The organism is Desulfobaculum sp. SPO524, assembly GCF_044987625.1.
Taxonomy (GTDB): Bacteria; Desulfobacterota; Desulfovibrionia; order Desulfovibrionales; family Desulfovibrionaceae; genus Desulfobaculum.
Genome location: NZ_JBJDSB010000002.1, coordinates 679,588 through 694,229, shown reverse-complemented (window position 1 = coordinate 694,229; position 14,642 = coordinate 679,588). Strand labels below are relative to the sequence as shown.

At 60.6% G+C, this 14,642-nt stretch carries 13 protein-coding genes; 5 read left to right on the top strand and 8 right to left on the bottom strand.

Features of this window, described 5'->3' with window-relative positions; translation table 11 throughout:
• Positions 1-31 precede the first annotated feature (31 nt).
• From ACI3L3_RS08755 to ACI3L3_RS08735, 5 genes are all read right to left on the bottom strand, one after another.
• On the bottom strand, positions 32-2,242 hold the full coding sequence (locus ACI3L3_RS08755; RefSeq protein WP_404844732.1) for a PAS domain S-box protein: 2,211 nt from the start codon (positions 2,240-2,242) through the stop codon (positions 32-34).
• Positions 2,243-2,520: 278 nt separating this feature from the next.
• Complete coding sequence (locus ACI3L3_RS08750) at positions 2,521-3,372, bottom strand: thiamine pyrophosphate-dependent enzyme (protein ID WP_404844731.1); 852 nt, start codon at positions 3,370-3,372, stop codon at positions 2,521-2,523.
• The gene (locus ACI3L3_RS08745; RefSeq protein ID WP_404844730.1) at positions 3,365-5,089 is read right to left on the bottom strand and encodes a 2-oxoacid:acceptor oxidoreductase subunit alpha; all 1,725 of its coding nucleotides are present in this window, start codon (positions 5,087-5,089) and stop codon (positions 3,365-3,367) included. The genes ACI3L3_RS08750 and ACI3L3_RS08745 overlap by 8 nt, the downstream gene beginning before the upstream one ends.
• A gap of 34 nt (positions 5,090-5,123) precedes the next feature.
• Positions 5,124-5,639 (bottom strand): hypothetical protein, encoded by a 516-nt coding sequence (locus tag ACI3L3_RS08740; protein WP_404844729.1) that lies wholly within the window; start codon positions 5,637-5,639, stop codon positions 5,124-5,126.
• Between the two features lie 46 nt (positions 5,640-5,685).
• The gene (locus ACI3L3_RS08735; RefSeq protein ID WP_404844728.1) at positions 5,686-6,198 is read right to left on the bottom strand and encodes a ferritin; all 513 of its coding nucleotides are present in this window, start codon (positions 6,196-6,198) and stop codon (positions 5,686-5,688) included.
• Positions 6,199-6,488: 290 nt separating this feature from the next.
• Here ACI3L3_RS08735 and ACI3L3_RS08730 point away from each other — a divergent pair, with 290 nt between their 5' ends.
• The 5 genes from ACI3L3_RS08730 to ACI3L3_RS08710 all read left to right on the top strand — a co-directional run bounded on the left by ACI3L3_RS08730 (position 6,489) and on the right by ACI3L3_RS08710 (position 9,725).
• The gene (locus ACI3L3_RS08730; RefSeq protein ID WP_404844727.1) at positions 6,489-6,704 is read left to right on the top strand and encodes a dual CXXC motif small (seleno)protein; all 216 of its coding nucleotides are present in this window, start codon (positions 6,489-6,491) and stop codon (positions 6,702-6,704) included.
• Positions 6,705-7,159: 455 nt separating this feature from the next.
• Positions 7,160-8,008: a FlgO family outer membrane protein gene (locus ACI3L3_RS08725; protein ID WP_404844726.1), complete on the top strand. Its 849-nt coding sequence runs from the start codon at positions 7,160-7,162 to the stop codon at positions 8,006-8,008.
• A gap of 15 nt (positions 8,009-8,023) precedes the next feature.
• Entirely contained in the window at positions 8,024-8,311 is a 288-nt protein-coding gene (locus ACI3L3_RS08720; protein WP_404844725.1) for a hypothetical protein, read from the top strand.
• Positions 8,312-8,323: 12 nt separating this feature from the next.
• A complete protein-coding gene (locus ACI3L3_RS08715) occupies positions 8,324-8,995 on the top strand; it encodes a FlgO family outer membrane protein (RefSeq protein ID WP_404844724.1) in 672 nt (223 codons plus the stop codon).
• A 100-nt stretch (positions 8,996-9,095) separates the two neighbouring features.
• The gene (locus ACI3L3_RS08710) at positions 9,096-9,725 is read left to right on the top strand and encodes a trimeric intracellular cation channel family protein (protein WP_404844723.1); all 630 of its coding nucleotides are present in this window, start codon (positions 9,096-9,098) and stop codon (positions 9,723-9,725) included.
• 245 nt (positions 9,726-9,970) lie between these two features.
• Here ACI3L3_RS08710 and lon read toward each other — a convergent pair whose 3' ends face one another.
• From lon to clpP, 3 genes are all read right to left on the bottom strand, one after another.
• Complete coding sequence (gene lon, locus ACI3L3_RS08705) at positions 9,971-12,457, bottom strand: endopeptidase La (protein WP_404844722.1); 2,487 nt, start codon at positions 12,455-12,457, stop codon at positions 9,971-9,973.
• Between the two features lie 157 nt (positions 12,458-12,614).
• A complete protein-coding gene (gene clpX, locus ACI3L3_RS08700) occupies positions 12,615-13,865 on the bottom strand; it encodes an ATP-dependent Clp protease ATP-binding subunit ClpX (protein WP_404844721.1) in 1,251 nt (416 codons plus the stop codon).
• A gap of 7 nt (positions 13,866-13,872) precedes the next feature.
• Positions 13,873-14,481 carry an ATP-dependent Clp endopeptidase proteolytic subunit ClpP gene (gene clpP / locus ACI3L3_RS08695; RefSeq protein WP_404844720.1) on the bottom strand — a complete coding sequence of 203 codons (609 nt, stop codon included), beginning with the start codon at positions 14,479-14,481 and terminating at the stop codon, positions 13,873-13,875.
• Positions 14,482-14,642: the final 161 nt, after the last annotated feature.

Genomic DNA, 14,642 nt, shown 5'->3' with positions numbered 1-14,642 from the left:
ACACAAAAGCCCCGGTTCGCCGGGGCTTTTTTTATGCCGAGTCGTCATCTCCCTCGCCAAACATATTCTGCGGCGGCCTCGCGTCCTTCATGCGCCGGGCCATGGCCTCCCTATCCCGTGGCAGGCAGATGACAAAGGTCGCGCCCCCGCCCTCCGTGGACTCTACATGAAAGGTCCCATAATGGTTCTGGCTGATGATAAAATACGACACGGACAGCCCCAGTCCCGTCCCAACTCCCGGCGCCTTGGTGGTAAAAAACGGCTCGAACACGCGCTTGCGGTGCTCCTTCTTGAGCCCAGGTCCGTTGTCCGCCACTTCAATACGGACGGTATCGTCCTCCAGCCGCGTCCGCAGGGTGATGCGGGGTTGGCGTCCGTCCGTTGTCTCCGCCATGGCCTGCGCCGCATTCTTCAAAAGGTTCAAAATAACCTGCTCAATCTCGGTCTGCGTGCAGACGATGTCCGGCAGACCCTCCTGATACTCGCGCACAATCTCGATGAGCTTAAAGTCATAGCGCTTCTTGAGGTCGTAATCACTGGAAGCCAGTTCCACCACCCGGTCGAGCAGGGCGTTGATATCGCAGGGCGCGAGGGCGGACTCGCTCTTGCGGCTAAAGTCCAGCATATTGTGGACAATGCGCGCGGCGCGTTGCCCCGCCTCCTTGATTGCCGCAATGTACGTATCCACGCGGCGCTCCATCATATAGCGCTCCACGGCGGCTAGATCCACGCCGCATTCCAGCGCCACCTCCATATTCTTCGCCAGGTCCGGACTCATCCGCCGCTCCAAATTCTGTGCGGACTGAAGGATGATGCCCAGCGGGTTGTTTATTTCATGCGCCATGCCCGCCGCCAGCCCGCCAACGGACAGCATCTTCTCCGTCTGAATCATCATTTCTTCTATGCGCACACGTTCGGTCACGTCATCTATACGAATAACCGCCCCTTGTACGCCATTGGTCACCAACGGATACACCGTCACATCCTCGTACACGGTACGCCCGTTGAAGATGCTGGCCGTCTTGGTGGACGCCTGCACCTCGCGCTCGCGCAGGGCCTTGCGCACCCGGTCCATCTGCCGCTGAATACGCGGGAACACCGCCTCAATGGACTGCCCAATGGCCTCTTCCGCACTGGTGCCGGTTTCGCGCTCCGCTTGGCGGTTCCACTGCGTGACCACGCCGTCACCATCCACTCCAACAAGCACCGAAGGCATGGAATTGACAATGTTCGCCAGCAACTTGCGCAGACGTTCAATCTCGTTGGCCGCGTGAACGCGCTCCGTTGCGTCGCGCGCAACACCAACCATTCCAATGGCCACCCCATCACGCATAATGGGCCGCTCACTCACCTCCATCACGCGCCGGGAGCCATCCCTGTGCTCCATTTCCGCCAAATACGGCGGCTGCGCAATGCCTGTGGTCAGCGCCTGCCTTGTCTGCTCTTCCACCTTGGCGTTCAGCGGGCTGTCCGTCAGCGTTTGCCTGTAATGCACCCGAAATTCCTCAGGCTTGTACCCCAGCACAGCCTCAACGCTTGGGGACACATACTCAAACACCCCATCGCGGTTATGCCGATAGACAAAATCGCGCATGGAGCTGAGGAGCAATTCACGCTCCTCCACAACACGGGCATACTCCTGCGCCTTGCGTTGCAGGGCCGCTGTCGCCAGCTTGCGGTCCGTCACGTCGGTAAGCGTGCCCACCAGCACACTGTACTCGCCGTCATCTCCGCGAACACCCTGCCCAATCTCATATATCCACTTTTCACCGCCAGAGGCCGTAATTATGCGGTACTCCAGCGTAAAGCGTCCGTCATACTCCAAGCCAGCGGCGACGCCATCCGCCACAGCTTGCCTGTCGTCCGGGTGGATGATGGAGCCAAAGCTCCGCCGCACGTTGCCCAGCAAATCCGCAACCGCGTACCCGGTGAGTGCCTCCGCGCGGTCACTCAGGTAGCGCATGGTCCAGTCCTCGTCATTCACACAGCGGTAGACAACGCTGGGGATATTCTCCACCAGCACCCGATATTCACGCTCCCGCCGCCGCAAACGGTCCTCCACCTCGCGCCGGATGCGTGCGGCGCGGTAATGGGTAAAGAGAAAGAAACCAAGCACCACAAATATGCCAAAGAAAACAACCGCCAGATGCCGCAGCCGCGTCTGTGGTACACGGTGCGACGCCGTCCCGTGCAGGGCGTCCGGCTCGCCAAACAGAGCAAAGGTCTCCCAAATGCGAGCCATATCAAGGGCCGCTTGCGTAGGCTGGTTCCCCTCCAGCACATGCCCCGCCGGTGCCGCAAGGGCGCCCGTCCCAGCACAAGCCGGCGCGCTCATCCACAGCGCGGCGCAAAGGCACACCGCAACGCACAGCACGGATATACCGTACCGTACAAGCCGCTGGCGGCTCTTTATGCAATCCGGGGAATAGCCTGTTCTCATCGGGCTATTCTACCACAGACAGCGCACAAAAAAAGAGCCGAACCAATGGTCCGGCTCCTGTTTTACACGCGGTATCCATTCTACGCGTAGGACATCATGACCTCGCGCAGGGCCTCGCGGTCCACGGTCTGCTCACCAAGGGGCGCGCCGTGCAAGTGCGGCAAGCGTTCGTCAAAGCTGGGCTTCTCCACCATGTACAGCACCCCGAGGGGGATGCGGTCGCCGAATTCCAAGGCCTTGTCCATAGCCGCAGCGCGGTCCGTTGGGTCATAGTCCTCCGGCAACTCGTAGCACCGCTCCTTGTACCACGCATGGGTATTGATTTTGTTAAACGACACACAGGGCTGGAGCACATCAATAAGGGCAAAGCCCTTGTGGTTCATACCCTGCCGGATAAGCTTGGTCAGGTGTTCGCCGTTTCCGGAAAAACCACGCGCCACAAAGCTGGCGTTCATGGCAATGGCCACGGCCACGGGGTTGAACGGCTCGGCCGCCACGCCCCACGGCTGGGCCTTGGTCACATGCTCCAGCATGGTGGTGGGGCTGGCTTGGCCCTTGGTCAGGCCATAGATTTGGTTGTCATGCGCGATGAGGGTCAGATTCATATTCCGGCGCAGGGCATTCAAAAAGTGGTTGCCGCCCTCGCCGTAACTGCATCCGTCGCCGCTGGTGACCAGAATGGGAATCTCCGGATTGGCCAGCCGCACGCCCTGCGCCGAAGCCAGTGAGCGCCCATGCAGACCGTTATAGAAATTCACCCGCATATAGTGCGGCAGCTTTGCCGCCTGTCCAATGCCGGAGACGATAATGGCCTGATGCGGGCCATACCCTTCCTCCGCCAAGGCCTGCTTTACGGACTTGATGATGCCGAAGTTGCCGCACCCCGGGCACCACGCCGTTTCAACGTCGCCAAAGTCCTGAACGCTAACCATGGGAGCCCTCCTTCTTCTCGCCTGTGCACCCCTGCTCTTCCAATTGCCCCACGATGAATTCCGCCGTGAACGGCAGACCGTCGTAACGCAGGACCAGCGCGTCGCACACAAGGCCAGTTTCCTTGCGCAGCAGCGCGGCAAACTGGCCGGTGGCATTGGCCTCTATGCAGACGACCATCTTGGCATCCTGCATCCGCTTTTTGAAATCGCCGGGGCGCAGGGGCCACACCTGCGAAAAGTGCAGCACGCCAACCTTGCCGCCACGGGCGCGGAAGACCTCCGCCGCCTCGCGCGTGGCGTCCACGGACGAGCCCCAGCACACCAGCAGGCAATCCGGCGCGTCGTCGCCGTAGAAGCTGGGGGCCACGGCGTCTTCCCGAAGGCCCACTTCCTTACGCAGGCGCTTTTCATTCTGGGCGTTGCGCACGTCCGGGCGCTCCGTAATATGCCCATCCGGCAAATGCTCATGAGAATCCGCCACAACGACATGCTCGCCGAATCCCGGCAACAGGCGCGGAGAGACGCCAGTCTGCGTTTCCGCATAGCGCTGGTACTTCTCCGGCACCTCGTCATGGCGCGCGGGGCGCGCCACCTCGGGCAGCGCCTCAAGGTCAAAGGGCGCGATGGTGCGCAGGGAGTCCGCAAGGTATTGATCTGTCAAGATAATGATAGGCGTCTGATAGCGTTCGGCCTGATCCATAGCCCGGTAGGCAAGGTGGAAGCACTCTTCCACGGTTCCGGGCGTCATGATGGCGCGGGGGAATTCACCATGCCCGGCGTACAGGGCGAGGTTCAGGTCCGCCTGCTCGGTGTGGGTGGGCAGGCCTGTAGCTGGTCCCGGACGCTGGGCAATGGCGCAGACCACGGGCAACTCGCCCACTCCGGCCATGCTGACCCCCTCGGTCATCAGGGCGAATCCGCCGCCCGATGTGGGTACAATGGCCCGGCCACCGGCGTAGGACGCCCCGAGGGCCATATTGATGGCCGCAATCTCGTCCTCCACCTGCTCCACCACGACGCCAAGGCTTTTGCCCTTGGTGATGAGGTTCTGCGCAATGGAGGTCCCCGGCGTCATGGGATAGAAGGAGCAGAAATTGGCTCCGGCGGCCATAGCCCCAAGGGCGATGGCCTCGTTGCCGTTCATCAGTAGCTGGTCCTTGCCGCCGCCCACGTCGCCAAGGGGGGCAAATTCCGGTTTGTGCTCTGTGGCCCAGGCGTAGGCGGCATCCAGCACCTCGTGGTTTTGGGCCACAATCTTTTCGCCCTTTTTGCCAAAGGTCTGCTCCAGCAGGTCGGCAATCACCTGCCGCCCAATGCCCAGCACCGCCCCAAGCACGCCAAGGCCCACCACATTGTAGTAAATGGGCTTGGGCGCAAGCTCCTTAAGGGGCATGGACAGGGTGGCGGCCTCGTCCGAGGAGAGTCCCTCGCCCAAAATCACAAAACCGCCGGCCCGCACGCGCGCAGCATGCAGATCGACGGTTTCCTGATTCATTGCCACCAGCAGGTCAATATCCTCATCCGGTCCCGGAACCGGAGAGGTGCCCATGCGCAGTGCAAAGGTATTGTGCCCGCCACGCACGCGGGACATGTACACTTGCGTGACGGCGACCTGATACCCGGCGCGGGCCACACTCTTGGCCAGGAGCTGGCCCATGGTGACAAGCCCCTGCCCGGCGGCTCCGCCAATTACGACATTTACGAACCGTTCAGACATAGTGCCTCCTTGTTGGCAAAGCGGTGGGCTTTGCTCAGGCGGTGTCCATTCCTTCGGTCTCGGCGGCTTTGACCCACCCGTGCGGGTCGCTAAAATAGTATTGCAAATCCGTAAGCAGCAGGATGACTTCCTGTCCGGAGGCGATCATTGTTTCAATAAACCGGCGCTCCTCATCCTGCGCGGCAGCCTCGAACTGTCCGCTATAATAGCCGACGACGGCCTTTTCCATATCAAGGGCAAGCTCCACACTCTCCTGCTCGCGCTCAAGCGGGGGCGGCGCGGGCTCAGTCCGCGCCGCCAACCGCCGAAAAAGAACGCGCGGGGGCACACCGCCCCCCACAGGATCAGGAGCCGCCGTCCACAGCTCTCCCCGCAGGGACAGCTTGGCAACATGAGCGCGCCAGACGGATGTTTCCTTCTCGCGGTGGAGAAAGGCAAACATCATACTGCCGAGCGGGTCACTACAGGCGGCGCTGGCTCTGTCGTAGAGCACGGCGCTTTTCCTGTTCATCTCGATGATGGTGTCGAGCATTGTGGTCCGGTCATGCATGGCGTTTTCCTCCCATGCTGCGGGCGGTTCCTTCCTGTACGACGCGCTACTGCGCCGTCGTCGGCGGCGTGAACACACGCTTGCCGAGTTCCTGATCAAGCATGAACAGGCCGCTGCCTTCCTTGCCCATCAGTTTCAGGCGGTCCAGCACGTTGTTCACGCTGTCCTCTTCCTCCACCTGCTCCTCAACGAACCACTGCAAGAAAATGTTGCAGGCGTGGTCCTTTTCGCTGATGGCGGTGTCCACCAGCTCGTTAATGAGCTTGGTGACATGCTGTTCGTGCTTGAGGGTTTCCTTGAACACATCAAGGGTGTCGTCCCACTTGGACGGGGGCTGGTCGATGCTCTGCAGCTCAACCTTGCCGCCGCGCTCCAGCACGTAGTCGTAAAACTTGGTGGCGTGGAAGAGCTCCTCCTGCGCCTGCGTACGCATCCAGTGGCTGAAGCCGGGCAGGCCCTTGTCCGCAAAGTAGCTGGACATGGAGAGGTAGAGATAGCTGGAGTAGAACTCCCACTTAATTTGCGCATTCAGCGCCTTTTCCATTTTTTCACTCAGCATGTGGTTTCCTCCTATTGGGACCATGCCGCGGGGTGCGTGCCCCGCTCGTTTTCGCAAAAGAAGCGCCGGGCGGCGCTCTCGCCCAAATGGGCGACTCTTCAAAGGATACACATGATTGCGATTATCGCAAGCAAAGCTGTACCGGCGCGGGTTTGCGCCCTGTGCGGGCGGCGCTCGGACAAAAGCGGGGTTGCCCTCGGCGCGAGAATGGTGCACAAGGTGGTTCACCCTGTTGCGTCGGCCAAACGGCCCGCGCCACGTTCTCGAACCGAAACGGAGGATAGCTCCTGATGCACGACCAGCCGGTGTTCACCAACGCCCCGCGTGAAGCCAATACCCAAATGACGTGCAAATCGTGCAATGGCACGCTCCGCGTCATCCGCGCCTGCAAGGAAGTCTACATGTTCTGCGACACCTGCGGCGGACGCTTCGCCCTCGGAGAATACATGGAATTCTTTGATCAAATCGAAGAATTCATGGCCAACGTGCCCTTCGATCGCATCTGACGTCGCCCACGCTCGTCACCCGCCAGCATACACGACAATTCCTCCCGTAGGGGCCTGCCCCGACGATTTCTTGCGCCTTTGGCGCGCCCTGTCCGTCAGCCGACACACACTCTCCAGCATCTTCGCCCCTCTGCCGCCCTTCGTTGTTCCACGCCGCGCGGCAAAAAATCACGCCTGCACGCCCAGCCCGCGCCCTGCGCCCCTGTCCTGCTCACCGGGCGGCCCCTGCCCCCACGAGTGGCATGCGCCCTCCTCCAGCCGCACTTGCGCGCCGCCGCGCCGCATTGACGCTCACTTTCTCCCCATGCGCGCATCCGCCCCCGACCATTCACCTTTTGCCGCCGCGTCCGGCACCAAAATCCTCAACTATCCTAAAGAAATCCAGCACGGGTCCGATAGGGCATCTAGATACTACGATGCACTTTTTCCAACAGGCGTCACCAGGAGAGGACCTGATGAAAAGACATGTGATACTCGCGGCCGCGCTGAGCTTACTCGTGGCCACACCTCCAGTTCATGCGGAAGACAAGACGCCGACACCGGGCGAGCAGATGCTCGCGTCATCGGGCCAGCATACGCTTGGTCCGGGCAGTGGCGTCACCTCCAAATTCGGTGGCGTCATCCATAAGGATGGGGAAACCCACGGCCTGCGCAACCAAGGCACCATCCATCCCGGCGTGCTCGTCTCCGACGGCAAAGACGGCTATATTTGGCTGCACTCAAACGACCCCATGTCCGCCCCGCCGGAGCACGTGGCCGCCGCGCAGGAACTGCGGCTGAAAATCCGCGAGCTGGCGGCGCAGTTGCTGGCCGATGGCCCTGACCTTGGCGGAGCGGTGACCATTCCCGTCTCCTTCGTCAATCAGGACAACTTTATGCGCACCTCGTCCTTTGGGCGTTTTGTGGCGGAGCAGATGTTCCACGAGCTGTCCCGGCGCGGCATCCCCGTACGCGAATACCGCACCATGCCCACGGTGGCGACCTATCCCGCCAACGGCGAGTTTGTGCTTACCCGCGACATGGAACGCGCCGCCCCGCAGGTTCAGCCGGGCCTTGTCCTTGCCGGAACCTACTACTTTGACGAAAATTCGCTGTTTGTGAACGCCCGCCTGTTCCGCCCGACGGACGGCGTGGTGGCGCGCACGGCATCTTCGCTTATCCAGCAGACGCCGCTGACCAAGGCGATGCTCGCCAAAAGCGCGGCGCGCCAACTGCGCACGGCGGAGACGGAGATGCGCTCCTATGACGAGATGAAGGACAAGACCAGCCTCGGCTTCATGCTGGAGCAGGACGACCTGCACTAGCCCTGGAGGAATGAGATGAAACGACTGCTTCCCATACTACTGACCGCCGGGGTCCTGCTTGGCGGGTGTTCGCTGGGCGGGGTTTCGCCGCTCATCGACACCACCCGCGCCGACGCCCTGCCCTATAATGAACTGGCCCTGCGCAACCTTGCCCTTGGCCGGGACTATCAGGGACAGGGGCGCTTTGAACTGGCGCGCGAAACTTTTCTGCAGGGGCTTGCCGCAGCGCAGCGCGAGGACATGCGCGCCGCCCTGACGGAAGAAATTGAAACAACCGACAGGCTCATTAGAACCAGACGATAGGACGGCACCATCATGCGACACATCTTTCTGATACTTGCCGCGCTCTGCATATTTGCCACTCCGGCGCTGGCCGGAAGCATCCCGCAGACCGCCGACACGCTCGCCACCACGCTGGACGCCCAGCTGGCCGAACGCCTTGGTCTGGAACACGGCCCCGCGCGCGGCACGGCGCTCATCGTCACCACTCCCGCCAACCTTGACGACCTTGAGCAAAGCTCGCCCCTCGCCCGCCAGCTCGCCGAGGAATTGGCAACATGGTTTGTCGGCTCCGGCTACAAGGTGCAGGAAATCCGCAAGGGCAAATACATCCTGCTCAAGCCCGGACGCGGCGAAATGCTGCTGACGCGCGACGTGCAACTGGCGGACAACCGCTACGTGCACAGCGCCGTGATGCTGACGGGGACCTACTCCCGCACCAGCAAGCACGTACGCTTCAATGTGCGCCTTATCCACACCCCGTCCAACGAAGTGCTGGCCATGTCCAGCGCCACCCTTCCCCTCACCCACGAGGTGGCGGAACTGCTCAATATGGACGCGCGCGAGGAAATGAGCCGCATCAGGCCGTCTGTGGAGACCCACATTCTGCGCTCCGGCGATGTACAGACCACGCGCCGCCCAACCCCGCTCATCGTGCCGGACTCCATGGCGCAGGGACCGGACACCATTGATCTGACCACGTATTAACCGTTATTGCACACCAGACGCATTTCACGTACAAGCCCTGTGCCGCTCCACCAGCGGCGCAGGGCTTTTTTGTATGAACTCCAACCTTTTCGAGACGCCAATGCTTTACGCTCTCGACATATTCGGCACCTTTGTCTTTGCCATCTCCGGCGCATTCAAAGCCTCGCGCAACAGCCTCGACATTCTCGGGGCCATGGTCCTTGCCGTGGCAACTGGCGTGGGCGGCGGCATCATCCGCGACGTGCTGCTGGGCGCAACACCACCGACGGCATTCCACGACGAGGTGTACCTCTTTACCTGTCTGGCCGGCGCGCTGATTGTCATCCTTGTTGCGCCTTATGTTGCGCGGCGATGGAATATGGTCATGACCGCCGACGCCCTCGGCCTTGGCGTGTTTGCCGCCATTGGCGCGGCCAAAGCGGCAAACTACGGCCTTGGGCCCATGGGCATCGTCTTCATGGGCACCCTGACCGCCGTCGGCGGCGGCGCCATCCGCGATATTTTGGCGGGCGAGGTACCGGCCATTATCCGCACGGACTTCTACGCCACGGCCGCCATCCTCGGCAGCCTTGTCTTTCTGTCCCTCGGCGCGGCCGGGTTTGGCGAATCCATACAGGTGACCGGCACCATCGTCAGTGCCACCGCGCTGCGCATCTTTGCCATGCGCACCAATATGCACCTGCCGCGCGTCCGACGTGCGGACTCCGGCGACGACGCACAGCCCAAATAACCACACCGCTCCAAGACCTCCACGCTCCGACGCGGGGCCAGTCCACCGCCAACACACACAGAGCCAGCCGGTCAACGCTCCTTTGCATTTCGGCTCCACCGCCTTGTCGGGCGTATCGCCTTATCGATCCGCCCGACTCTTTGGCTCAGGAGGAAGCCCAGCACGCATCGCGCATAGAAAAAGGGCCGGAACGATATTCTCGTTCCGGCCCTTTGCTTTGGCTAGACGCTTACCGCGCGCGGCGGTTAGTGGGCGTGACCGTTCTCACAGTTTTCCTTCATGAGGGTCTGGGAGATGGGGCCGACGTTGTCGCCCCGGCCACTGAATATCTGCTCCGGGTCGGGGCAGATAAGCGCATGCTCAAGCACCTCATCCATGTTTTCGACTTCAATGATCTTGAGGTCGCGCAGGATGCTGCCGGGCACGTCCTTGAGGTCCTTGGCGTTGTCCTTGGGGATAATGACGGTCTTGATAAGACCGCGGTGCGCCGCAAGGAGCTTTTCACGCAGGCCGCCGATGGGCAGCACGCGTCCGCGCAGGGTAATCTCGCCCGTCATCGCGAGGTCGTTGGAGACCGGGATGTTCAACAGAGCGGAGATGATGGACGTTGCCAGCGTGATGCCTGCCGAGGGACCGTCCTTGGGGATGGCGCCTTCGGGCACATGCACGTGGATGTCGATGCACTTGTAGAAATCCGACTTCAGCCCGAACAGGTCGGAGCGGGAGCGCAGGTAGGAGACGGCGGCCTTGGCCGACTCCTGCATCACATCGCCGAGCTTGCCGGTGATGGACACCTTGCCGGAACCGGGCATAAGCGCGGTTTCCACCATAAGCATCTCGCCGCCGAGTTCGGTATACGCAAGGCCGGAACTGACGCCGACCTGCGGCTTCTCTTCCTTTTCGCCGTAGCGGTACTTCGCCACGCCAAGGAAGTTGGACACCGTCTGCATGGTCACGCGCATGGACTTTTCAAGGTCCTTCTCTTCCACCAGCTTCATGGCCGTCTTGCGGCAGATGCCGGCGATTTCGCGCTCCAGATTACGCACACCCGCCTCGCGGGTGTAGCGACGGATGATCTCAAGGATGGCGTTGTCGGAAAAGACCACGTTGTCGTCCTTGAGGCCATGTTCCTTCACCTGCTTGGGCACAAGGAACTGCTTGGCGATCTTGCTCTTCTCCGTCTCCAGATAGCCGGGCAGCTGGATGATTTCCATACGGTCCTGCAGCGGCAGGGGGATGGAATGCAGGCTGTTGGCCGTGGTGATGAAGAAGACCTTGGACAGGTCGTAGTCCATGTCCAGATAGTGGTCGTTGAAGGTGCCGTTCTGTTCGGGGTCCAGCACCTCAAGGAGCGCGGCGGACGGGTCGCCCCGGAAATCCGTGCTCATCTTGTCAACTTCGTCAAGGCAGAACACCGGGTTGTTGTACTTCACCCGCTTGAGCGCCTGAATAATCTTGCCGGGCAGCGCGCCAACGTAGGTCCGGCGATGGCCGCGAATTTCGGCCTCGTCGCGCACGCCACCAAGGGACAGGCGAACAAACTCGCGGCCCGTGGCGTGGGCGATGGACTTGGACAGCGACGTCTTGCCAACGCCGGGAGGTCCAACAAGGCACAGGATGGGGCCCTTGATGGTATCCACCAGCTTTTGCACGGCAAGGTACTCAAGGATGCGCTCCTTGGGCTTCTTCAGGCCGTAATGCTCGGCCTCAAGGATGCCGCGGGCCTTGTCGATGTCGAGGTCCGTCTTCTTGTAGACGTTCCACGGCAGGTCCAAAATCCAGTCCACGTAGTTACGCACCACGGTGTATTCCGCGGAGGACGGGGGAATCTGGCGGAGCTTCTTGACCTCGCGGAGAGCCTTTTCGCGGTTTTCCTCCGCCATCTCCTTTTCGGCCAGCTTGCGCTCAATCTCGTCCACCTCGGCCATGGGGTCTTCTTCGCGCCCCATTTCCTTGTTGATGGCCTTGAGTTGCTCGTTCAGATAATACTCGCGCTGGTTCCCTTCCATCTGGGACTTCACGCGGGATTTGATCTTCTTTTCAAGGAAGGCGATCTCAATCTCGCCCTGCAGGAGCGTATAGGTCTCCTCCAGACGCTTGACCGGGTCCAGCTCTTCCAAAAGGGTCTGCTTTTTGACGTAGTCCGCCTTGAGGTGCGGCATAACGGCGTCGGCCAGCCGGCCCGGGTCCGCCAGGGACGAGATGGCCATAATGGTCTCGGAAGCGAGCTTCTTATTGACCTTGCCGTACTCGTCAAGGGACTCGTGCATGGCGCGCACCAGCGCCTCGCCGCCGGAGGTGCTCTCCGCCTGCTCCTGCACGCGGGAGACGGACACCAGCGGGAACGTCACGTCATCGTCGTCTTCCAGAAAGTCCTCGGGGAGCGGCTCAAAGCCCTTCTCGCGGGACCAGCGGGCGCGGTACAGCCCCTCGAACAGCACCTTGATGGTGCCGTCGGGCAGGCGCAGCAGTTGCAGAATCTTGCTGACGGTACCAACTTCGTACAGGTCTGCCGGTTCGGGCTTTTCCGTTTCCGGCGACTCCTGCGCGACGAGAAAAATCTTTTTGTTGAAATCGGACAGCGCGGTCTCGATGGCTTTGACAGAGGCTTCCCGTCCAACGAACAACGGTACGATGGATCGGGGGAACATGACCACCTCGCGCAGCGACATGAGAGGCAGTTGTATATGAGCGGAATGGGGATCGTTATCCACCATCGGGAAATCGGACATGCACTCCTCCGTTTCGGCAACAGGGTCTTGCTCCATCCGGGACGGATGGGACTCTTCTCAACCTAACTCCGTATCGTGGATTGTCAATCGCCAATGTCCGATTCATGTGCGCCCCGCTGGTCGGGACCGAGCGGGGCGCAGCGAATATCGGTATTGGCTAGGCTGATTTCACTTCCTGCCGGAAGATCAGCAATGGTTCCTGACCGCTATCCACAACGGCGGAATTGACAACGCACTCTTTCACACCTGTCAGTGAAGGGAGCTTGTACATGATGTCGAGCATGATGTTCTCAAGCACGTTTCGCAGGCCGCGGGCGCCGGTTTTGCGCTCCAGCGACTTCCGCGCGATGGACTTGAGCGCGTTCTGGGTGAAGCGCAGCTGCACATCGTCCAGCTCGAAGAGCTTCTTGTACTGCTTCACCAACGCGTTTTTTGGTTCGGTGAGGATGCGGACCAGATCGTCCTCCGTCAGCTCCTCAAGGGAGGTGACGATGGGGATACGGCCGACAAACTCGGGGATGAGACCATAGCGGATAAGGTCCACGGGGTGCACGTCCCTGATAAGGGTGGAGAAGTCCTTCTCCTTCTTGGAAGCAACCTTGGCGCCAAAGCCAAGGCCACCGCCCTCTTCGCGCTGCTGGATGATCTTCTCCAGCCCGATGAACGCACCACCCAGAATGAACAGGATATTGCCCGTGTTCAGACGGATGAATTCCTGCTGCGGGTGCTTTCTGCCACCCTTGGGGGGGATGTTCGCCTCGGTGCCTTCAATGATCTTCAAAAGCGCTTGCTGCACGCCCTCGCCGGACACATCACGCGTGATGGACGGGCTGTCGCCCTTGCGGGCGATCTTGTCGATCTCGTCCACGTAGATGATGCCCTTGGAGGCGGATTCGATGTCGTAGTCGGCATTCTGCAACAGCTGGACGAGGATGTTTTCCACATCTTCACCAACGTAGCCCGCCTCGGTCAGCGTGGTGGCGTCCGCAATGGCGAACGGCACCTTAAGCACGCGTGCGAGGGTCTGGGCGAGCAGGGTTTTGCCCGAACCGGTGGGTCCGATAAGCAGAATGTTGCTCTTGTCCAGCTCCACATCGCCAGCCTGGCTGCCAGCAAAGAACACACGCTTGTAGTGGTTGTGAACGGCCACGGCCAAGGTCTTCTTGGACTGGTGCTGACCGATCACATAGTCGTCGAGAAGGTTGCGGATCTCTTCGGGGGTGAGGAGCTTGCCGTCCTCAACATCCTCGGTGAGACTCTCCTGGGCAATAATTTCATTGCACAGGGAAACGCACTCGTCGCATATGTAAACGTCGGGGCCGGCGATGAGCCGCTGCACCTCTTCTTGGCTTTTGCCGCAGAAGGAGCAGCACAATTCCGGTGGCAGGCTCATCTTGGAATCAGACATAGGCCTCTTACTCCTTGCTATCTTCCGTAATATCCTTTCGGGATACCAGGATCTTGTCAATCAGGCCGTAACCCTTGGCCTCTTCCGCGCCCATAAAGTGATCGCGGTCCGTGTCCTTGACAATGGTGTCTAGGTCCTGGCCGGTGTGTTTGGCCATGATGCCGTTGAGGTGTTCCTTCATGCGGATCATCTCAGCGGCGTGAATCTCGATATCGGACGCCTGACCCTGCATGCCGCCGAGCGGCTGGTGGATCAGAATCCGTGAATTAGGCAATGCATAACGCATACCAGGCTCACCGGCGGTAAGCAACAGGGCGGCCATGCTGGCGGCCTGCCCCATGCACAGGGTTGCCACGGGAGCCGAGATATACTGCATGGTATCATAAATGGCCATGCCAGCCGTCACGACACCGCCGGGAGAATTGATGTACAAAAAGATTTCTTTCTCGGGATTTTCCGACTCCAGGAACAGCAGCTGCGCACAAATGAGACTGGCCACATGGTCGTCAACGGGGGTGCCGAGGACGATGATGCGGTCCTTCAGAAGCCTCGAGTAAATGTCGTAAGCGCGCTCGGTGCGTCCGGTGGTTTCAACTACGATGGGTATCGTGCCCATGGATATCGCTCTCCCTTGTGTGCAGTTCGTGTAGCTCTGGTGAAAAGATTGTCTCAAGGAAAATAATACGCCAAAAGGACTTGGCAAGTCCACTGCCAAATCCCGACGATATTCTCAGAAGGCTTTTTGTCTCGGGAGGTTGCACCCGAATCCGTCATGAG